Genomic DNA, 19,817 nt, shown 5'->3' on the forward strand with positions numbered 1-19,817 from the left:
TCGCGCGATTTTGCCCCGAAAGTGGGTTTAGGACCTCAGTAAGGCAAAATTTAGGGGTCAACCACCGTTGACCCTTCCCTAGGTTTTTGTGCCAAAAATTGTTAAGATAGGAAAAAGACCGTAACAGTCCAATTCCCCAGAACTTTTCTAACGACTAAAGATCCATGAGTAAGAGACTATCCATCGGCATTCAAGGGATGGCCACTTCAACGTCAACTGCGCCCAAAGGATCAACCGTTATTGATCGCAAACCCTATCCCAACTATAAGGTAATTGTTCTCAATGACGACTTTAACACCTTCAATCATGTCGCCAATTGTTTAATGAAGTATATTCCGGGGATGAGTAGCGATCGCGCTTGGGAACTCACCGAACAAGTTCATTTTGAAGGGTTAGCCATTGTTTGGACTGGCCCCCAAGAACAAGCAGAATTGTACCATCAACAACTACGTCGTGAAGGGTTGACCTTGGCCCCACTGGAGGAAGCATAAATTATGACCCAAGGGGACAAAGGGAGGCTAGTTTGGAATCATTCGACTCATCTCGATGGGTTAATTCCTATCCTAGAAAAGCTGATTAACTATACCGGCATTAATACCGTTACTCCTGGGGTGATTAGTCGTGCCAAAGGTCATTGTCCCCATTTGAAACTACGGGTTTCCGTTCCCATTCGTGGCGGTTATAAGGCGATCGCCCGACAAGGAAAAACAGTACAAGAAGTGTTTATTGTCACCGATTTAAGCAAAAAAGAATTAGAATCAGCTATTGAAGAAGTGTTAAGTTAACTGATTGTTGGAGAATGGGGAATCGGCAATGGGACACGGTGATCAAGATAGCTTATATCTTATTCATTTTCATAGTTATATTAATTTTACGTCCGTTAACTGTTTTAGCGGATGCAGAAAGGGTTAGTTTAACCCCTGAATTACTGCAAGAAAGAATTAAATCACCGCAACTGCAAGAGGGTATTTTAACCCTTGATTTAACGGGTTTAGAGATTAATTTAACGGCAGAAAATAACGAATTTCAAGACGACTTTTATCATCAGTTACAAAATTATTTCAACCGTTCTGATCAAGCTATTGGTTTAGATTTTAGTCACTCTTTAATCAAAGGAAATTTAATGGGTAGTTCTTTAGGACTATCCATAGTTCTTTCCCCCGAAGCGTTACCCCAGAATTTAACGAAGGCCGAACGAACTATTATCGAATCTCATCCCCAATTTTCTGATCGATCTTTAGAACCGATGAGTTCTGTCATTTTACTGCGTGGATCATTAAAATTGAACCAGTCAAAAATAACGGGACAGGTTGATTTTGCTAACACTTTATTTTTACAGAAAATTGAAGCGAATCATCTAAATGTAGGAAAAGCAACTAATTTTAATCATGCTAATTTTGGCAGAAAAACTGATTTTAGTCAATCCGTGTTTAAAGAAGATGCAAACTTTACTGGAACTCAATTTCAGGAAATAGCCAAATTTAATGAAGTTCAATTTTTAGGAGAAGCTAATTTTTATGATAGTCAGTTTAAGCAATCTGCTGATTTTAGTGATGTAATTTTTAATAAAGTCGTCAACTTTAGTCATACCTCTTGGTCAAATACAACGAAATTTATAAATGCTAATTGTCGCGATCGCATCTTATTTTCTAATAGTATTTTTTCAGAATTAGTTACCTTTGTCAATGCTACATTTGAGAAAACCATAGCCTTTCGGAATGTTTATTTTAGAAATACCCTCAACCTAAAAGATGTGAAATTATTAGGAATAATGGATTTTAGTAACGCTGAATTTTTCAAAGAGAAAGCCATTAATATTGCTGGTTTTGCCTTCGATTCAGATGGAGCAAAAATTTTAGGCAATACAGGAGAAATGGCTAAATATATGTATCTCAATAGTATAGAAAGTAATGAAACCGTGTTACATAATTTTATTCAGAATTTTCGTGATTCTGAACAGATTCCCGATGCTAATCAATTAGAATATAAAAAACAAAAGCTAACCAAACAACAGTTATCAGAGAAAATTATTAGAACCCCCTATCAAGATTATTGGAGACTTAGCTTTATTCAAAAAGTAGGGTATTGGGTGTTATTAAATGTTTTATTATTATTGAGTCAATATGGTACCAATTTTAGTTTGTTGTTGGGAGTAGGTTTAATTTCCATTGGTTATTTTGGGGTTTTATTTTGGTTAGTAGATCGTTGGCGCAGACGCTTGCCAACGCCCATTGTTCCTAATCTTTATGATACTATTTGTATGGTTAGTAGTGCCTCATCTTTATTATTTATAGGAATCCTAGAAATATTTAATTCTGCCGAATATCCTTTGATTACTTTGTTGTGTTTAAGTTTAATATTGATCCCGATTCCTTTATCTTTAGTGACTTTAATGTATGAGAGGGGAAGATATCATGATTTGATGGAAACTTCTTATTTTTTGTTAGATGGCGGGTTCCGACAATTACAATTATTAATTGTGCGTTTACCCATTATTCCTGAATTTCATTTTTTTCGCGATCGCTTTACCCCCTTAGTTTGGGAAAGACGTTGGAATTGGTTAAATTATTATGATTTTAGTTTAAATAATTTTCTCAAATTAGGGTTTAATGATATTCGACTCAGAGATCAACATCTTCCTGGTTTAATCTCTGCTTTAGTCTGGTATCAATGGACATTAGGGATACTTTATATTGCCTTATTATTTTGGACCCTTTCTCGTACCATTCCAGGATTAAATTTATTAATTTATTTGAAATAAATCCTATTCTCACATCTTGCACCTGCGATTAAATTAGCTAGTTTAGAGAGGCAATAGGCAATAGGCAACAGGCAACAGAATTGATTTTAACTGTCACTGGTTAAGAATTGATTTTCGTTGTTTTATTATTTAGTTTTTATGTACTGGTGTAAGATATCAGTATTCCTTGTTCCTACCCCCCTGCCCACACCCCCCTTTATAAGGGGGGCAGGGGGGGTTAAATATCTGGGTTCTCAGGAATGGGGGAATTGCGGAAAATTAACGTATAAATATCCGTCGGCATCTCAATATTCGCTTTTTCTAAAGCCTCCTTAATACCATGAGTTACCAGAGACGTAGTTGAAAGAAAACCAGCCCGTCGCGAATCGACCCAAAAGCGAACTTCTAAATTAACAGTGCTTGCGGCCAGTTCTTTGACTAAGATTTCAGGAACCGGAATTTTTTCGACTTCTGACATCTTTTCAAGTACCTGATAAATAATCTGTTGAGCTTCGTTAATATCTGCCTCATAATCAATACCAACTATCACAAAACTACGACGACGCGGAGCGGCAGTATTGTTAGTAATACTAGCTTGAAATACTTCTTGATTGGGAATATAAACAAACCGTCCATCGTAAGTTTTTATGGTGGTTGAGCGTAACTGAATTTGAGTAACGGTTCCTTCATAATCGTCGATAACCACTTGATCATTAATCCGAAAGGGTCGAGCAGCGAGTATAATCACCCCAGAAATATAGTTACTCAAAACATCTTTGAGACTGAAACCAATGGCAACACTGGTGAGTCCTAATGCCCCTAATAAAGCGGCAAAATCAATGCCAAGAACCCCTAAAGCAATGACACAGCCCATCACCCACACTGCCCCATAACTGAGTCGTCCAATGAGAATTTCCGAACTAGAATCTCCTTCTGTTTGTTGCGCCCAGGTAAAGGCCGCATAGCGAACCCCTTTAGCTGCTCCCCAGGTTAGTCCGACGATAATGATTGCCCCTAAAAGAGAAGGTAGATTACTGATCGTATCCCTGAGCAGTTGACGAACGGTTCCGTAGAGTCGTTTTCCCACATCAATGGCTAAAGGGGGTTGCTCAAACGCTTGATTAAGTTGATTGGCCCATTTCTGTGCCAACTGTTCCACTGATAAGCCAAAATCTTGAGCATCTTGTTCAGTCACCGTCATCAGCACTCGATTATTGACTTGTAAAGTCGCTATTTTTCGCGAAGCGTCTAATTTAGCACTCACTTCTCCAATGGATTTGGATTGAGTCACTAAACTAGCAATCCGTCGGTTCACAATGGCTGCTCGTTGGCGAGCATTCATCTGTGCTAAACTACCAATTTGAAAAATGGGTTGACCCCGTACCAAAACATCAGCAAAGTAAACGCTATTATCAGGAGTCTGGTTTTCTATTTTAATCGATTCATTGAGCAAACTTTCTTCTTGAGTGAGTGCAGGAGGAACGATGACTACAACAAAGCTACCAACTACAACCAGTCCACAAATTTGACGATAAGCAAAGGCAATAGCATGGGAAAATACTGTTTTCATAAGTAATATTCTATAATGCTATTTCGATGAAACGAGGCGTTTTTTTAATAATTCAGCCCGACGGTTAGCTACTTTATTATTCTCATCAATTTTTAAGGTTTGTTCGTAGGTTTCTATGGCTTTGGCAATCATTTGCTTTTTCTCATAAGCATTCGCTAAATTATTAAGGGCAATAACATAGTCAGGATAGAGTTTTATGGCATCTTTGTAATTACGAATAGCCAGATCAACTTGTTCTTGAGAAAAATAGGCAAATCCCAGGGCATTATACATCAGGGCTTTATTTTCAGCTTCTATTTTTTCTCCTGTTTTGAACCCTTTTTGTAACAGATTTACCGCTTGAACATACATTTTTTTATCCAGATATAAACTCGCTAATTCATAATACTCCTCTGCGCTTCCTTTCTCTTTTTGTAGCTTTTCCTGCAATTTATAGAACCTATTTTCGGTGCGACGGGTTTTAATAATTTGTAGGAGGAGAAAAATCGCCAATCCCCCTAAAAAAATAACAATTCCTGATAAATAAATAATGGGCAATGTTTCGTTCATTATGAGTGATCCTGATGTATAGTGATTGATTTAAGAGCTAACTTTTAACGTCTAATCTCTTCAAGGAAGTCCCCAATACTGTAAACGGTTAGCCAACCAACCCGACGCTTTCCAGCGACCAATGGCTTGATTAACCTGACTCCGTAAACTAGCATACTGCAATCCTTTCGGCATCACCACCCCTAACCCTTCCCCTGATAGACGCACAGGAAGTTGATAATATTGGGGGTATTGTTGCACCCAACCCGATAACACGCTATTATCCGCAGCAAAAGCATCCACTTGTTCGGTTTCGAGTAACGTCATGGCTTCTTGATAGGAATTAACCCCGATGAGTTCCGCTTGGGGAAGTTCAGCCCGAATCACGGCAATGGTACTCGATCGCTCTAGAATGGCAATTTTTCCCTGGGAAAGATGGTCTATGGCGCGAATTCGGGGATTATTGGTAATAATTCCTGTGCCGTCTAAATAATAATAGGGGCTAAACGCCACTAACCGTCCGCGGGAGGTGTTAATGGTCATACGGGCGATCGCTAGGTCTACCTCTCCATCAATGACTTTTTGTAGACGTTCTTGATTACTGACCGGTTGTAAGACAATGGCTTGAGGATCGCCTAAAATATCTTCAGCTAGTTGTCTGGCTAAGTCAATTTCTAATCCTTGTAATTCATTCTCGTTGTTGCGAAATCCCAAAGGACGGATATTATCTTTAACGGCAACAATTAACTTGCCTCGTTGTTTAATTTCTTCTAAGGTAGCAGCTATCAAATTACTATTCCCTAGATTACAGATAACAATAATAGTCAAAGTTGAAACTATTTGTTTACTTAAAGGGTTAAACATAGAGGTAAGGGCTAAATATTTAATTCTGGACTAGCTGTTCATTGATCAGTGTCCATTATAGCAACTTGATTTCTGCCATTTTTTTTGGCTTTGAAAAGGGCTGAATCTGCCCGTTTGAGAATATCATCAATTTTTTCATCTTTGGGATCATAAGTTGCCACTCCAATACTTACGGTCACGTTAAGGGTTTTATCTGCTATCTGCAAGGTTTCTTGTTGCATCGCTTGACAAACTCGTTGCGCTGCTTTGTAAGCCCCTTTTAAATCAGTATGGGGCAAAATAACCACAAATTCTTCCCCCCTAATCTTCCTAAATGACCTTGTTTGGCTAAAGCTTCTTCTTCTGTTTCTAGTCGTCCAATCAAGTCTACTCTACGCAGACAATTTAAGGTAATTTTCACCATCATTTTCAGGGCTTCATCCCCTATATCATGACCATAAGTATCGTTGATGCTTTTAAATTTATCCACATCAATCATTAATAAAGAAAAAGGAGGATTATAACGTTGACTCCGTTCAAATTCTTGCTTTCCTAGCTTAAAAAGGGAGCGACGGTTCAAAATTCCGGTTAATTCATCAGTGGCGGCAATGCGTTTCATTTCTTCATAGGCTTTTGCCAGTTCATCTTTAGTTCTTTTAAGGTCTAAATGGGTTTTAATTCGGGCTAGAAGTTCAGGGGTTTTAAACGGTTTGGTAACATAATCAACGGCCCCTGCTTCAAAGGCATTAATGAGATAATTCGTTTCAGTGGCTGCGGTTAAAAAAATAACGGGAATCTCTTCAGTTTTTGGGTTATGTTTGAGTTTTTTACATACTTCTATCCCATTCATTTCTGGCATCATTAAATCTAATAAAATTAAGTCAGGTTCGGTCACTTCAACCCGTTCTAAGGCTTGTTGTCCTGAGATAGCAAAGGTGGTTCCGTACCCTAATGTATCGAGAATTTCGATTAGTAATTGTAAATTTTTCCGAATATCATCTACCACCAAAATCAAAAAATTTTCAGGTTTGAAAGGTTCTAAATTTTTCATTTTTTTGAAACAGGATTAAGCAACAACAGCTAATAATTTTTCTTTTGTAGCGATCGCACCATTGCCGGAAAACCCTCTAGAATGGTGCTGATGTTTTCACTATCACATTCTTGTCGCTGGGTTTCTAGACAATGAGCATAGTCAATTAGAATTTGACAATCATAGTCTTCTCCCCATTGTTTTAAACGTTGAGCAAATTGACGTAATTCTTGAGTAATCATCGTCTTTCGTAAATTATGCCATATTTTTTCTTCTTGATAAAGTTTCTTTAACAATTCGGGAGAAGTTGAGGTATATCTTCGGGATGAACTACAGTTATTTTCTTGAGGAATACTGATTAAAGGTTTTATTTGTCTATGGCTAAAAAGTTCTTTTAATACTGATAAAATTTGAAGCCGACTGATGGGTTTGATCAAGAAATATTGGCAAATTTCTTTTAATTTTTCCTGTTCTCGATCTTGAGAAGAAGCACTGACAATAACAATGGGAATCTCTTGACTGGTTGGACAATTTTTGAGAATTTTACTGGCTTCGTAACCATCAAGAATCGGCATTCGTAAGTCCATAAAAATCAGATCAACCTTGTATATTTTAACGATTTCTAGGGCTTCTTGTCCATCATTAGCTAGAAAAATTGTATGGTGAGTCTCCTCAAAATAACCAACTAATAGGTCTCGGTTTGAAGCAATATCATCTACTATCAAAATAGTTAAAGGTGGGAGTTGATTAAAATCAATAGTTGTTACTTCCTTATCTGTCATCACGTCTTGATTTTTTCCGATGCTTACTTTAGGAAAAAATACAGTAAAAATGCTACCTTTACCCAGTTCACTATGTAAGTTAATGTTTCCTTTTAACATCTCAGTTAAGCGATGGGTGATAGTTAATCCTAGGCCAGTGCCACCATATTTGCGATTACTTTGCCCTTCAGTTTGGGTAAAGGCTTCAAAGACCCTTTTTTGTTGGTCTTCTGCAATACCGATCCCTGTATCTTCTACAGATATTTCTAAAGAACAATGGCTCGGTTTTTGCTCATTTTTTGACTGTAATAGTTGACTGTTTATTCTTATTTTCACATATCCTTTTTCGGTAAATTTTAACGCATTACCCACTAAATTAAAAAGAATTTGTCTTAATCTTATCCCATCAAAGATAATAACATTAGGAACTTGAGCATCGATATTAATTAATAATTCTAGTTGTTTTTGTTTTGCTGTTTCTGAAAACATTTGTTTAATTTCAAAAATCAAACCTTTTAAATCAATTGTTTCGTAAATAATTTCTATTTTTCCTGCTTCAATTTTTGATAAATCTAAAATATCATTGATTAAGGATAATAATATTTTACCTCCAGAACTGATAGACTCTAGATAATAACGGGAAGGTTCATCAGTAATTCTCTTATTGAGTAAGTCACAAAATCCTAAAATTGCATTCATAGGAGTTCTAATTTCATGACTCATATTAGCTAAAAACTCACTCTTGGCCTTATTAGCAACTTCTGCAGTTTCTTTAGCTTTTTCTAAAGCTTGTTGGTAGGCTTTTTTTTCTGTAATATCGGTAATAGTTCCTACTAAACGGTAAGGTTGACCTTGTTGATCTCGAATACATTTGCCTTTAGCTTCAATCCAAATATAATGACCATCACGATGTCGAATGCGATGGGTATTTTTGTATATTTTTGTGTTACCTTGTAAATGGTTTTGTACATCTTGAATTGCTTGATCCAAATCATCAGCATGGAGATGATCCAACCAAGTTGCTAAAACATTAGGTAACGGTTGATTTTCATAGCCTAAAATCTTCATCCATACGGGAGAATAATAAACTGTATCATCTCTTAAATCCCAATCCCAAATGCCGTCATTTGTTCCTGAAACGGCTAAATCATAGCGTCTTTCCCGTTCTCTTAACTCTTGTTCTATTACCTGCTTTTCAAAAATTTCTTGAGTCAAATTTTCATTTAATATTAGTAACTCTTCGGTTCTCATTTCTACAATACTTTCTAAGTTACGTTGATGTTTTTGTATAGATTCAAATTGATTTTTTAATATTTTTGTCATCATATCAAAGTTTTTAGTCAGCTTTGAAAATTCATTTATTTTCATAATTGGCAAAGGTTCTTCTTGTTCACCTTTAAAAATCTTGTAGGGTAATTTTTCAGTCACTTGAGCTAACTTTTTTAAAGGATTACTAATAAAACGACTAATGGAAACAGCTAAGAGTAAACCCAGGCAAGAGATGGCAAACATGATCGCCAGATTTTTGATATAAAGTTGTTCTAAATAATTAAAATGTTGAGCGGTTTTTATCCTTATTATTAAAGACCAAGGTAAGAGAGGAAATAAACTGGTTTCTTTAACATAAAATGACTTACGCCAACGAGTCATAATCGGTGTTCCTGGGGCGATAGGAAGCCACTGAAAAACCATATCATGGTCAGGACTTTTGCGAATTTCTCCCCCTTCTTTCCAGTCGAATACTTCTAAAGGCGTGAAGCTTGTTTGATTATCGGCAATGATTTTATTATCTTCATCAACTAAGATAGTTTGTAGATTAAATTGTTTTAATTGAATATCGACCAATCGAGAAAGTGTAGTTAACTCAAGAGAACCATAAACCACACCCGTTAAGCGAGAATGGGAAGCATTAAAAATAGGAAGCTGAATGCCAATATGAGGAGTAGAAATTGCCTTATCTCTATGAACTTTAGTTATAATTGGTTTTTGGCTGATGGCTAATTCTTCTAAATTAATCACTTCATGAACATTCATCCCTATTAAAGTTTCTCCTAATTTATTGGTTGTAGGATAAGCTTGTAGAATAATCCCTTGATTATTGGTAATATAAATGTTCATAAAAGCAGGTAAAGCATTTTTAATTAATGCTAATGCTTGAGTTGAGTCTAATGTTGGTGACTCCGATAACATCAAGGTCAAAGCTTGAAGTCCTCGGAAATTTTGTTCATACCAATTATGAATATTTTTGCTGATGGCAACGCTAACGGTTTCAATTTCTGCTTCGATTTCTGCTTCAATAAACCTAAGACTTTCTTGGCCGTGTAATACGGTTAAAAAAAGACTGGGAAATAAAATAAAGGCTAAAAGAAAGTTAAAGAGAGTTTGTTTTAAAGAAAGGGAAGGTTTTGATTTTTGAGGATTAATTAAATGATCAAGGGGTATATAGGCAACAATAACATTAGCAATGAGGGCGTTAAAAATAGCATTCAGTCCCTGTTTTAAAGCGATGAGGAGGGTTCCTGATGCCGACACAGGTAAAATTAACCCATAAAATAACCCCACCAGAGGCATTCCCAAGAACACCCAATAAATAGCATCGAGGAGAACAAAATTACGGTGTCGACGGGATAATAGGGCAATAAAGGCTGCTTCTAGGGTAACGATGATCATGGCATAGGGATGACCCCAGAGATAATAAGTGATACTCCCTGCCAACATCCCGGCTAGGGTTCCCCAAACAATGCCGTAATAGTAAACAACGATTAAAACAGCAATACTACCAAAAAGGAAATCTACCCCAAAAAATAGAGGAAGTTTGTAGTAATTACCTAATACTCCAAGCAGTAATAACAGGGAGAGAATGCCATAATATCGAAGATTCCCCATTCATCCAGTTTTTTTATAAAAATATTGATACTTATATCTATCTTACCAATTGCTTAACTATGGGGAATGGGGAATCCTACAGGGGTCTAGTTTCTAATTGTGATGCTGATGAGTATCATGACCGTTATGACTATCATGATTAGTATGATCGTGGGGTTCCGAGCGAATTTCAACCGGGCCAACTTGCCATCTACCTAAGTTAACGAGAGACATGGTTTCTAAGCCAACAGACACAACTCCCATACTCACTAAACCACCTGCGATGGTTCCCATAGCGACGCTTCCAAAAGAAATGAAACCCATCGGTACAATACCAATAGCGATAATTCCCATAGGTGCAACCCCAATAGAAATGTAACCCGTAGGGGTAATGCCAATGGAAATAAATTTTCCTTTCTTTGGCTGACTACATTCTCCTGTCGCTTGTATATCAATCAATTCGTTGGGCTTTAATCTAGACACTATTTTATATTAAATAAAAAGCTTTTTGAGGCTTCTATTGTACTGATGCGTCTTAGGATTCGTCAAAAGACAGGTTGTCAAACATGGTTAACTCATATCTTGAAGCTGCGCTAAAATTAGCTAGTTTAGAGAAATTTCCTTAAGAGATGCGGGAGTCGGGGTCATTGGGGAGTGTAATAAAAGGACAACCCTTGATTACTGATCATTTTATGTACGAGAAACTGACACCCCCCACCACTGGTTCTAAAATCACCTTTAAAGACGGTAAACCCATTGTTCCCAATGACCCCATTGTTCCTTTCATTCGTGGGGACGGAACCGGTGTCGATATTTGGCCAGCAACGGAAAAAGTCATAGATGCTGCAGTGAAAACAGCTTACGGAGACAGCAAAAAAATCAACTGGTTTAAGGTCTATGCAGGGGATGAAGCTTGCGATAAGTACGGAACCTATCAATACTTACCCGAAGATACCTTAACCGCTATCAGGGAGTATGGTATCGCTATCAAAGGACCCCTCACAACCCCTGTCGGTGGCGGTATCAGGTCCCTTAACGTCGCTTTACGACAAATTTTTGAATTATACGCTTGTGTGCGTCCCTGTCGCTATTATCCTGGGACTCCTTCCCCCCATAAGTCCCCTGAAAAGTTAGATGTCATCGTCTATCGGGAAAATACCGAGGATATTTATTTAGGAATTGAATGGAAAGAAGGGACAGACATTGCTCAAAAATTAATCAATTATTTGAATAATGAGCTAATACCAGCAACTCCAGAACATGGTAACAAAAAGATTCGTTTAGACTCAGGAATTGGAGTTAAACCGATTAGTAAAACCGGTTCTCAACGATTAGTTCGTCGTGCCATAGAACATTCTTTACGCTTACCCAAAGCCAAACAAATGGTTACTTTAGTGCATAAAGGTAACATCATGAAATACACTGAAGGATCATTTAGAGATTGGGGATACGAGTTAGCAACCTCAGAATTTAGAGACGTTTGTGTGACGGAACGAGAATCATGGATTTTGAGCAATAAAGAAGGAAATGCCGACATTTCTATTGAAGATAACGCCCGAAAAGTTGAACCCGGTTATGATGGGTTGACCCCTGACAAAAAAGAAGAAATCTGTGAAGAAGTTAAAGGGGTTTTAGAGGCTATTTGGGACAGTCATGGCAATGGAAAATGGAAAGATAAAATCATGGTTAATGACCGCATTGCTGATAGTATTTTCCAACAAATTCAAACCCGTCCCGATGAATATTCTATCCTTGCAACCATGAACTTAAACGGCGATTATTTATCCGATGCCGCTGCCGCAGTTGTCGGTGGTTTAGGTATGGGACCAGGGGCAAATATTGGAGATACTTGTGCTATTTTTGAGGCAACTCATGGTACTGCACCCAAACACGCTGGACTGGATAGAATTAATCCTGGATCGGTCATTCTTTCTGGGGTAATGATGTTAGAATATATGGGTTGGCAAAAGGCCGCAGACTTGATTAAAAAAGGGATTGGTAATGCGATCGCTAATCGTCAAGTTACCTATGATCTCGCCCGTTTAATGGAACCTAAAGTTGATCCACCCTTGAAATGTTCAGAGTTTGCTCAGGCAATTATTGATCATTTTAATGATTAATCTTAGACTTTTGTAGGAACAAAGTTTAATTTGTTCCTACAAATAACGCAATTAATTATACTTTGGCAGACTCTTTTTTATTCAGCTTACGCTTGAATGCACCACCAAAAGCAATGGCAGCACCTGCACCTAAGATGGTGAGGGGTTCAGGTACAGGGGTGGCTGGTACTGTACCAATATAAGTACCGCCTAAACTTATATCAAAACGTTGATACAAAGAACCCCCTCCAGGTTGAAAGCTAAGATTATTGCCTACACCATTGACAAAATCAAGAGAACCCCCAAAAGGTCCCCCACCAGTACCACCCAAAGTACCACTAAAATTGACAAAGCGATCACTGCCAATAGTCGAAATAATGGCTGTTACATTAGTCACAGAACTAGCAATATCAGCAGTCGTGAAAGTTGCACCAGCAACATCAAAGAAAAAGTTGAAGTTAGGGAGAGAGGTTAAAGCAAACTCTCCATCTCCAGGATCGCCATCAAAGCTAAAAGTCCCAGTTCCCACAATGGGAGGCGTTACAGTTCCATCAAAAGTGTTATCAAACTCGAAGTTAAAAGTTAAAGCTTGAGATACGGAGGGGAAAGCTGCAAGGGTGGAAACAGCAGCTAAAGCGGCAACTAAGGAAGCCCCTAAACTCGGCTATGCCGAGTTTAAAATTTTTTGGGTATCGGTCATATTATTGAATGTGCAAATTGTATCTCAGAGAAGATAACACAAGATATTTTTACTGACAAGGTCAATATTAAAAAAGGGATTGGTAATGCGATCGCAAATCGTCAAGTTACCTATGATTTAGCCCGTTTAATGGAACCCAAAGTTGATCCACCCTTGAAATGTTCAGAGTTTGCTCAAGCAATTATTGATCATTTTAAAGATTAATAGTTCATTATGTAGAGACAATTTATAAATTGTCTCTACAATAAAAAAGTTTAAACAGTTTTCTTCTTAATTAAAGAAGTAACCCCTAAACCACCTAACATTAATAATCCTAATGCAGAAGCTGGTTCAGGAACAGATTCAGGTGTTGCAGATACTGTACCAATATAAGTACCGCCTACCCCTATATCTGGACGTTGATACAAAGAACCGCCACCAGGTTGAAAAGTAATATTGTTGCCTAAACCATTGACAAAATCAATAGAACCCCCAAATGGACCGCCACCAGTACCACTAAAATTGACAAAGCGATCGCTGCCAATAGTAGAAATAACGGCTGTCACATTAGCGACAGGGGTAGCAATATCAGCATTGGTGAAAGTTGCACCGTTAACATCAAAGAAAAAGTCGAAGTTAGGGAGAGAGGTTAAAGCAAAGGTTCCGTCTCCAGGATCACCATCAAAACTAAAGGTTCCAGTTCCCACGATAGGAGGATCTAAAGGAGGTCCGTTGAAAACAGCATCAAACTCGAAGTCAAAGGTTAATGCTTGGGATACGGAGGGAAACGCTGCAACGGTAGCAAAGGCAGCTAAAGTGGTAACTAAAGAGGACTTCAAACTTGGCTATGCCAAGTTTAAAAATTTTTGGGTGTTAATCATATCTTAAAAAATGTCTAAGTTGTGACACCTAGAAAATAGCACAAGATATTCTTATTTACTAGGTTGTTCAGATAAATAAAAATTACTCATATTAAATTAGTGATATCTATATATAATGAAGCTAACGAAAAATACAAATTTAATTCAAAACTTATGATGCTACTTACTGTCAGTGAAAATGAATTAATTCTAACCCCTGGAAATGAAGCTATTTTTCCTCATCAAACCTGGGAAGATTATGAAAGATTGTTGGATTTCCGTCAAGATAAAACCCTTCCTAAACTATATTTTAATAGCAAGACCCAACAAGTTCGGCTTATGTCCCCTTTACCCAGTCATGGAAATCGTGTTAGTACCCTCAGCGACTTAGTAAAAATTCTCTTACGTCGACAAGGAAAAGATTGGCAATGTTTTGATCCCATTACTCTTAAAATACCTAATCAAGCCGGTTTAGAACCGGATACCTGTTTTTATATTGAGAATAGACAAGCTATTTTAGGAAAAGATAAAATTGATTTAACCATTGATCCACCTCCAGATTTAGCTATAGAAGTAGATTTTACCTCAATTACTGATGTGGAAGCCTATGAATTACTTAAACTTCCTGAGTTATGGGTTTATCGTCAAGAAAGTTTAAATATTTATATTTTACAAGAAAACAGTTATCAAGATAGTGAAAAAAGTAATCTTTTTCCAAATATAAACATTAAAAAAATTTTACCCCATTATGTTGAATTAGGATGGACAGAAGGATCGAGTATTGCCTTACGTCAGTTTGAAACTTTAGATAATTTTAGTTAATTAGTTGCTTCTTTTTCTAACAAGAAAGTAACCGGTCCATCATTATTAATACTAACCTCCATCATTGCCCCAAAAATTCCCGTTTCTACTTTTAAACCAGTCTTTTTTAACTCATCAACAAATAAATTATATAATTTTTCAGCTTCTTTAGGCGGTGCAGAATTACTAAAAGAAGGACGACGGCCTTTCCGACAATCTCCATATAAAGTAAACTGACTAATAACTAACACTTCCCCTTGAATATCTTGCACTGATTTTGTCCATTTCTCTTCATTCTCTTCATCTGCAAATAGTCGTAATTCTAAACATTTTCGCACCATCCAATTAATTTCATTGATGGTATCATTAGCAGCAATTCCCACTAACAAATTTAATCCTTTTTCTATCTTTCCGATAACTTTTCCATCAACGGTTACTTGAGACTGAGTGACTTTTTGAATAATTACACGCATAAGCAATTTATCATTATCTCATTAATTCAATTAATAATTAATGAAGTATACAAGTTGAAAATAATCGATTAAGCTTTTATACCTAATTAGCAAGGCAGAGAATTAATCAATATTAAAGCTTATTTCTCCGATTTTATCTAAGAAAAATCCCAAGCTATGATAGGCTAAAGAAAAGCAATTGATTGTACTTCCTATGACTTTTTTACAAAATTTTACAGAAACTAACCCAAGTGGCTAACAAAAATTAACTTAAATAAGCGTCGATTTTGTACCCATATATATCCTGCTATTTGAATCAATATGGCCCTTAACAATGATAAAAATAATCGTGTATTTCTTTATGAAGTAGTGATTAACCCCATGATGGGTAAACTGAGTCAAATGGACGGTTTATTCCAACGTCGGGGAAAATTTTACTTAAAAGTACCTCGCGAACGGATGAGCCAAGAAATGCGAAGAATTAGGCGTTTAGGGGGAAAAATTGTGAATATTATGCCGATTAATCCTCTAAATGACCTTTCGTTTCAGGAAGAGGAAGACTTATCTTGGTGGGTAGAAATTACCACCACTCGCCCCCATTGTATCTATTATTTTGGACCATTTGATGATTTTATTGAAGCTTACGAAAATCATGGGGGTTATGTCGAAGATTTACAAGAAGAAGGGGCTAGAGGGATTATGATACATATAAAACAATGTCAACCTTTAGTATTGACCCAAGAATTAGAAGAAGAAACCATACCCATCTACAACTATTAGGAGTAACCTTACAATGGATGCACTAAAATTTTTTCAGAATAGTTCAGGCAAATGGCGATCGCAACGAACCACCCATCATTTAGCCTTCAGACGGGCTGAAATTGGCAATTCTGAGATTTATGTCGAGGCATTGGCATCAGATAATCCCAAAATCGTCGAAATTTGTCAAATGCACGAAGTTGACCCTAGTTTAGCCGTCGGGGGTGCGTTTGTCAGTTGGGATGGTTCAATGGCCTGGGATAAAGAAGACGAAAACCATACCGGCAACACCATTTTTGCTCTGATTCCCGAACAAAATAACCCCAGAGAAGGGGTTTTACTCCGAGAGAGGGGTTATGCAGAGATTGTTCCGATTGCTGGTCGTTATTATATCGATGGTGATGACGCACTGGTATTAATCACCGAATATGACACCATGAGTACCATTGAGCGATTTTGGTTTGTTAACCCTAACCTGCGCTTAAGGACCAGTACCGTGCAACGGTTTGGAGGCTTCAATACCGCCACATTTTGTGCCGAAATGCGTCAAGCAGATGATTCTGAGTCAAACAAAGAAACCAACAATATCGCGCCTCTGAGTGCCGCTTATTCCATTACTGGGTGGTAAATTAACCATGACCCCTAACCCATCACCAGTGATCTATGTTTGGATCTGAACTTTTCATCTTTCTTGTAACAATTGTTAATAATTGACGACCTAGCGTCCCCAACTCGCTTATGATTAGGATTACAGTTTTTAAGACTTTGTAAAATAACGGAGGTTCAAACTTGGCTCTTCCTCTTATAAATTACGCGCCCAAATCCCAAAATGCGCGAGTTGAAGGATACATCGTACCAGGCGACGAGCAACCGATGATCTTTACCACCGAGAATGTTCTCTCTCCTGGGGACATGGACGTTTTAATCGAAGCAGCTTATCGTCAAATCTTTTTCCATGCCTTTAAATGGGATCGTGAACCCTTTTTAGAGTCCCAACTGCGTAACGGACAAATCACCGTGCGGGACTTTATTCGTGGGTTACTGCTTTCTAATACCTTTGTCACCAGTTTCTACGAAAAAAATAGTAACTATCGCTATGTTGAACAATGTGTTCAACGGGTATTAGGCAGAGACGTTTACAGCGAACAGGAAAAAATCGCTTGGTCTATCGTTGTTGCCACCAAAGGTTATGGCGGTTTCATCGATGACTTACTCAATAGCGATGAATATCTAGAAAGCTTCGGTTATGATACCGTACCCTATCAACGTCGTCGTAACCTGCCCGGACGGGATGAAGGAGAAATGCCCTTTAACCTGAAATCCCCTCGTTACGATAGCTACTATCGCGGTATTTTAGGCTTCCCTCAAATTGTATGGCAAAACGAAATCCGTCGTTTTGTTCCTCAAGACAAAAAGCCCAAAGCTGGCGATCCTGCCAACTTCTTAAATGTAGCCCGTAGTCTTGGCAGCGCACAAGGTAAGACAACCCCCAGAGTTTCCACTGGAAACCTTGATTATTTATCCAAGGTTCCCCGTCGTTAAGGGTTAACCCTGTTTAACTCGTTAGGTTTCGGGAAAGTTGCGGAGCAATAGAATGATTGAGTTGTTTAGACGAGATTATTTTATCGTTCTGTGACTTTCCCCACTGTTTGAGACGATAAGAGTTTTTAGCAATCCCACAATTTTCGATGAAGATATTGACAGAGGGTTCTGGGATCAACCCCTAATTCAGTCCGCTCTTTTGCCGCTAAGATTCCGGCCTGGGCGTGCCACCAAGCAGCAGTGGCCACCATCGCCTCTAAAGGATGGTCAATGCTAATATTTTGAGCTAATAATCCTCCCATTAACCCCGTTAACACATCCCCACTGCCTCCCCTAGCTAAAGCAGGGGTACTCTGGGGAATGATCCAAATTTTGCCTTGAGGGTTGGCAATAATGGTTCTGGCCCCTTTTAATAAAATAATCGCCCCCGTCTGACTAGCGGCCCTTTTAGCTGCGCTCATTCTATCCTTTTCAGGATTATCGATGTCAGGAAAAAGACGTTTAAATTCCCCTAAATGGGGAGTTAACACCGTGGGGGCCTGACGTTGACGCAAACAGTCCACCGTTCCCAGTTGGGCAAGAATATTGAGGGCATCGGCATCTAAAACGAGAGGACATTCCGCTTTGAGAACCTTAACCACGACATCGGTTCCCTCTCGGGTTAACCCTGGACCACAAGCGATGATATCATAGGAGTCGAAGTCTGTTGCAAGTGGGGGCAATGAGGCAATGGCCCCCTTTTCCGACTCTGGACAATCAATGATTAAGCCATCAGGAATTTGACTAACAAGCAAGGGTTTAAGGGACTCAGGAACCGCCACCGATAACATTCCTACACCACTTCCCTGGGCCCCTAACCCGGTCAAAATGGTCCCACCAGCATAACGACTCGAACCACAGATGACCAATAAATGGCCCTGTTGATATTTATGAGTCACTTGGGGACGGGGTAAGGGTAAAAACTCTAGTGCTAGGGTTTCGGTTAAGAGTTGTAAGGGAATGGGTTGAGCAATCATTGACCAAACGTCTCGTAAGGGAATCCCAAAATCAATTTTTTCTGCCTCACCGATATATGCTAAAGCTTGATCCTGAAAATAGGCCGGTTTCCATAAACCTAAACAAAGACTATGGGTAGCTTTAACGGCCGTCCCTAAGACTTCTCCTGTGTCTGTGTGTAACCCCGAAGGAATATCAATACTCACCACCGGGATAGACCATTCATTGAGACGATCCACATCCATCGCTAAATTACCCGACAGCGATCGCGTTAATCCAAACCCGAATAAACCGTCAATCATTAATTGACAAGTGCTTAAGGATTCAAGATCATCATAGTAAGGAATGCCTAAACTTTTTGCATAATTAGCGTGTTGTTGCGGTAAGGCTTTCAGTTTTTCCAAGGGACGATATAAACCCACTTCATACCCTTGCAAATGCAGTTCTCTGGCAATGACTAAAGCATCTCCCCCATTATGCCCTGGACCGACTAATACACCCACTTTAGAGGTGGTTTTGAGAGGATAAAGCTGTTGAATACGTTGAGACATCATTAAAGCTGCTTTTTCCATTAACGCAGCCACCGGCATCCCCGCACTAAATAGCCTCTGTTCAATGTTAGCCATTTGTTCGGCGGTTACCACAATCGAATCAAGTTCTTGTCTCGGTTGCATAGATATCCTTGCTTTGTTTAAATGCTTGTCTAGATTCTAAGAAAGAATATATCTTAAGACTAGATTTTGAAATAGACACTCATCCATAATATAAGCTAAATTGGTAACGAGTATGTATAAGTTCAAAACATTCACATCTCATGAAGGAAACACTCGAAGAAACTCCAAAAATCCGCTCGTTAGAAGATGCGTTACATCGGTGTCAATGTTTAGGAATGCGGATTAGTCGTCAACGTCGCTATATTTTAGAGTTGTTGTGGAAAAGTCAAGAACATCTATCGGCAAGAGAAATTTATAATCGTCTGAGTCAAAACGGTAAAAATGTCGGCCATACCTCAGTTTATCAAAACCTCGAAGCCTTATCGAGTCAAGGGATTATCGAATGTCTAGAACGATGCGATGGACGACTGTATGGAACGATTACCGACTCCCATAGTCATGTTAACTGCTTGGACACTCAACAAATTATTGACGTTCATGTTGAGCTTCCCTCGGAGTTAATCGAGCAGATAGAAGCACAAACCGGGATTACCATCACTGACTATCGCATTGACTTTTATGGCCATAAACAGCCAGAACCGTCTAAACTAAATGAAGCGTTAAGTAAGTCGTAATCTG

At 38.3% G+C, this 19,817-nt stretch carries 21 protein-coding genes; 10 read left to right on the forward strand and 11 right to left on the reverse strand.

All coding sequences use genetic code 11. The features are described 5' to 3' along the window. Positions 1 to 164 precede the first annotated feature (164 nt). Genes clpS through C4E06_RS22750 form a run of 3 tightly spaced genes read left to right on the forward strand, consistent with a single transcriptional unit; the run spans position 165 to position 2,761 of the window. Positions 165 to 491, forward strand: a complete 327-nt coding sequence (gene clpS / locus C4E06_RS22740) for an ATP-dependent Clp protease adapter ClpS (RefSeq protein WP_107670663.1) — start codon at positions 165 to 167, stop codon at positions 489 to 491. Positions 492 to 494: 3 nt separating this feature from the next. Beyond that, positions 495 to 785 carry a DUF2103 domain-containing protein gene (locus C4E06_RS22745; protein WP_107670664.1) on the forward strand — a complete coding sequence of 97 codons (291 nt, stop codon included), beginning with the start codon at positions 495 to 497 and terminating at the stop codon, positions 783 to 785. Positions 786 to 799: 14 nt separating this feature from the next. Further along, positions 800 to 2,761, forward strand: coding sequence for a pentapeptide repeat-containing protein (locus C4E06_RS22750; protein ID WP_107670665.1), 1,962 nt, complete (start codon positions 800 to 802; stop codon positions 2,759 to 2,761). A 217-nt stretch (positions 2,762 to 2,978) separates the two neighbouring features. On the opposite strand, the gene C4E06_RS22755 is transcribed toward C4E06_RS22750, so the two are convergent. The 7 genes from C4E06_RS22755 to C4E06_RS22780 form a co-directional block, all read right to left on the reverse strand. Next, positions 2,979 to 4,310, reverse strand: coding sequence for a mechanosensitive ion channel family protein (locus C4E06_RS22755; RefSeq protein WP_107670666.1), 1,332 nt, complete (start codon positions 4,308 to 4,310; stop codon positions 2,979 to 2,981). Positions 4,311 to 4,328: 18 nt separating this feature from the next. Beyond that, positions 4,329 to 4,859, reverse strand: a complete 531-nt coding sequence (locus C4E06_RS22760) for a tetratricopeptide repeat protein (RefSeq protein WP_107670667.1) — start codon at positions 4,857 to 4,859, stop codon at positions 4,329 to 4,331. Positions 4,860 to 4,919: 60 nt separating this feature from the next. Further along, on the reverse strand, positions 4,920 to 5,702 hold the full coding sequence (locus C4E06_RS22765; RefSeq protein ID WP_107670668.1) for a transporter substrate-binding domain-containing protein: 783 nt from the start codon (positions 5,700 to 5,702) through the stop codon (positions 4,920 to 4,922). A 38-nt stretch (positions 5,703 to 5,740) separates the two neighbouring features. Continuing rightward, on the reverse strand, positions 5,741 to 5,989 hold the full coding sequence (locus C4E06_RS29030) for a GGDEF domain-containing protein (RefSeq protein ID WP_232826343.1): 249 nt from the start codon (positions 5,987 to 5,989) through the stop codon (positions 5,741 to 5,743). Continuing rightward, positions 5,962 to 6,732, reverse strand: coding sequence for a response regulator (locus tag C4E06_RS22770; protein WP_232826344.1), 771 nt, complete (start codon positions 6,730 to 6,732; stop codon positions 5,962 to 5,964). Before C4E06_RS22770 ends, C4E06_RS29030 begins: the two co-directional genes overlap by 28 nt. A 29-nt stretch (positions 6,733 to 6,761) precedes the next feature. Beyond that, positions 6,762 to 10,358, reverse strand: coding sequence for an ATP-binding protein (locus C4E06_RS22775; RefSeq protein WP_107670669.1), 3,597 nt, complete (start codon positions 10,356 to 10,358; stop codon positions 6,762 to 6,764). Positions 10,359 to 10,451: 93 nt separating this feature from the next. Next, a complete protein-coding gene (locus C4E06_RS22780) occupies positions 10,452 to 10,823 on the reverse strand; it encodes a hypothetical protein (protein ID WP_107670670.1) in 372 nt (123 codons plus the stop codon). Positions 10,824 to 11,029: 206 nt separating this feature from the next. Here C4E06_RS22780 and C4E06_RS22785 point away from each other — a divergent pair, with 206 nt between their 5' ends. Continuing rightward, entirely contained in the window at positions 11,030 to 12,457 is a 1,428-nt protein-coding gene (locus tag C4E06_RS22785; protein ID WP_107670719.1) for an NADP-dependent isocitrate dehydrogenase, read from the forward strand. Between the two features lie 55 nt (positions 12,458 to 12,512). On the opposite strand, the gene C4E06_RS22790 is transcribed toward C4E06_RS22785, so the two are convergent. Next, on the reverse strand, positions 12,513 to 12,965 hold the full coding sequence (locus tag C4E06_RS22790; protein WP_107670671.1) for a PEP-CTERM sorting domain-containing protein: 453 nt from the start codon (positions 12,963 to 12,965) through the stop codon (positions 12,513 to 12,515). A gap of 156 nt (positions 12,966 to 13,121) precedes the next feature. Between C4E06_RS22790 and C4E06_RS29035 the strand changes: the two genes are divergently transcribed. Next, complete coding sequence (locus C4E06_RS29035; protein ID WP_107670672.1) at positions 13,122 to 13,340, forward strand: hypothetical protein; 219 nt, start codon at positions 13,122 to 13,124, stop codon at positions 13,338 to 13,340. Positions 13,341 to 13,390: 50 nt separating this feature from the next. On the opposite strand, the gene C4E06_RS22800 is transcribed toward C4E06_RS29035, so the two are convergent. Further along, the gene (locus C4E06_RS22800) at positions 13,391 to 13,954 is read right to left on the reverse strand and encodes a PEP-CTERM sorting domain-containing protein (protein ID WP_198648967.1); all 564 of its coding nucleotides are present in this window, start codon (positions 13,952 to 13,954) and stop codon (positions 13,391 to 13,393) included. A 195-nt stretch (positions 13,955 to 14,149) separates the two neighbouring features. Here C4E06_RS22800 and C4E06_RS22805 point away from each other — a divergent pair, with 195 nt between their 5' ends. After that, positions 14,150 to 14,797 (forward strand): Uma2 family endonuclease, encoded by a 648-nt coding sequence (locus C4E06_RS22805; protein ID WP_198648968.1) that lies wholly within the window; start codon positions 14,150 to 14,152, stop codon positions 14,795 to 14,797. Here the strand turns inward: C4E06_RS22805 and dtd are convergent. Continuing rightward, positions 14,794 to 15,249 (reverse strand): D-aminoacyl-tRNA deacylase, encoded by a 456-nt coding sequence (gene dtd, locus C4E06_RS22810; RefSeq protein WP_107670674.1) that lies wholly within the window; start codon positions 15,247 to 15,249, stop codon positions 14,794 to 14,796. The genes C4E06_RS22805 and dtd overlap by 4 nt on opposite strands. Before the next feature lie 300 nt (positions 15,250 to 15,549). Here dtd and C4E06_RS22815 point away from each other — a divergent pair, with 300 nt between their 5' ends. The 3 genes from C4E06_RS22815 (at position 15,550) to C4E06_RS22825 (ending at position 17,529) form a co-directional block, all read left to right on the forward strand. Then, on the forward strand, positions 15,550 to 16,008 hold the full coding sequence (locus C4E06_RS22815) for a DUF1816 domain-containing protein (RefSeq protein ID WP_107670675.1): 459 nt from the start codon (positions 15,550 to 15,552) through the stop codon (positions 16,006 to 16,008). Positions 16,009 to 16,021: 13 nt separating this feature from the next. Continuing rightward, complete coding sequence (locus C4E06_RS22820; protein ID WP_107670676.1) at positions 16,022 to 16,615, forward strand: phycobiliprotein lyase; 594 nt, start codon at positions 16,022 to 16,024, stop codon at positions 16,613 to 16,615. Between the two features lie 161 nt (positions 16,616 to 16,776). Then, on the forward strand, positions 16,777 to 17,529 hold the full coding sequence (locus tag C4E06_RS22825) for a phycobilisome rod-core linker polypeptide (protein ID WP_107670677.1): 753 nt from the start codon (positions 16,777 to 16,779) through the stop codon (positions 17,527 to 17,529). A gap of 125 nt (positions 17,530 to 17,654) precedes the next feature. On the opposite strand, the gene C4E06_RS22830 is transcribed toward C4E06_RS22825, so the two are convergent. Next, positions 17,655 to 19,199 carry an NAD(P)H-hydrate dehydratase gene (locus C4E06_RS22830; protein ID WP_107670678.1) on the reverse strand — a complete coding sequence of 515 codons (1,545 nt, stop codon included), beginning with the start codon at positions 19,197 to 19,199 and terminating at the stop codon, positions 17,655 to 17,657. A 140-nt stretch (positions 19,200 to 19,339) separates the two neighbouring features. Between C4E06_RS22830 and C4E06_RS22835 the strand changes: the two genes are divergently transcribed. Further along, positions 19,340 to 19,813 (forward strand): Fur family transcriptional regulator, encoded by a 474-nt coding sequence (locus C4E06_RS22835; protein WP_107670679.1) that lies wholly within the window; start codon positions 19,340 to 19,342, stop codon positions 19,811 to 19,813. Positions 19,814 to 19,817: the final 4 nt, after the last annotated feature.

Source organism: Cyanothece sp. BG0011, from assembly GCF_003013815.1.
In the GTDB taxonomy this organism is placed as follows: domain Bacteria; phylum Cyanobacteriota; class Cyanobacteriia; order Cyanobacteriales; family Microcystaceae; genus Crocosphaera.

Coding starts and splice junctions, on each gene's coding strand:
- clpS (WP_107670663.1), top strand. CDS start 165: ATGAGTAAGAGACTATCCATCGGCATTCAAGGGATGGCCACTTCAACG.
- C4E06_RS22745 (WP_107670664.1), top strand. CDS start 495: ATGACCCAAGGGGACAAAGGGAGGCTAGTTTGGAATCATTCGACTCAT.
- C4E06_RS22750 (WP_107670665.1), top strand. CDS start 800: ATGGGGAATCGGCAATGGGACACGGTGATCAAGATAGCTTATATCTTA.
- C4E06_RS22755 (WP_107670666.1), bottom strand. CDS start 4,310: ATGAAAACAGTATTTTCCCATGCTATTGCCTTTGCTTATCGTCAAATT.
- C4E06_RS22760 (WP_107670667.1), bottom strand. CDS start 4,859: ATGAACGAAACATTGCCCATTATTTATTTATCAGGAATTGTTATTTTT.
- C4E06_RS22765 (WP_107670668.1), bottom strand. CDS start 5,702: ATGTTTAACCCTTTAAGTAAACAAATAGTTTCAACTTTGACTATTATT.
- C4E06_RS22770 (WP_232826344.1), bottom strand. CDS start 6,732: ATGAAAAATTTAGAACCTTTCAAACCTGAAAATTTTTTGATTTTGGTG.
- C4E06_RS22775 (WP_107670669.1), bottom strand. CDS start 10,358: ATGGGGAATCTTCGATATTATGGCATTCTCTCCCTGTTATTACTGCTT.
- C4E06_RS22785 (WP_107670719.1), top strand. CDS start 11,030: ATGTACGAGAAACTGACACCCCCCACCACTGGTTCTAAAATCACCTTT.
- C4E06_RS22805 (WP_198648968.1), top strand. CDS start 14,150: ATGATGCTACTTACTGTCAGTGAAAATGAATTAATTCTAACCCCTGGA.
- dtd (WP_107670674.1), bottom strand. CDS start 15,249: ATGCGTGTAATTATTCAAAAAGTCACTCAGTCTCAAGTAACCGTTGAT.
- C4E06_RS22815 (WP_107670675.1), top strand. CDS start 15,550: ATGGCCCTTAACAATGATAAAAATAATCGTGTATTTCTTTATGAAGTA.
- C4E06_RS22820 (WP_107670676.1), top strand. CDS start 16,022: ATGGATGCACTAAAATTTTTTCAGAATAGTTCAGGCAAATGGCGATCG.
- C4E06_RS22830 (WP_107670678.1), bottom strand. CDS start 19,199: ATGCAACCGAGACAAGAACTTGATTCGATTGTGGTAACCGCCGAACAA.
- C4E06_RS22835 (WP_107670679.1), top strand. CDS start 19,340: ATGAAGGAAACACTCGAAGAAACTCCAAAAATCCGCTCGTTAGAAGAT.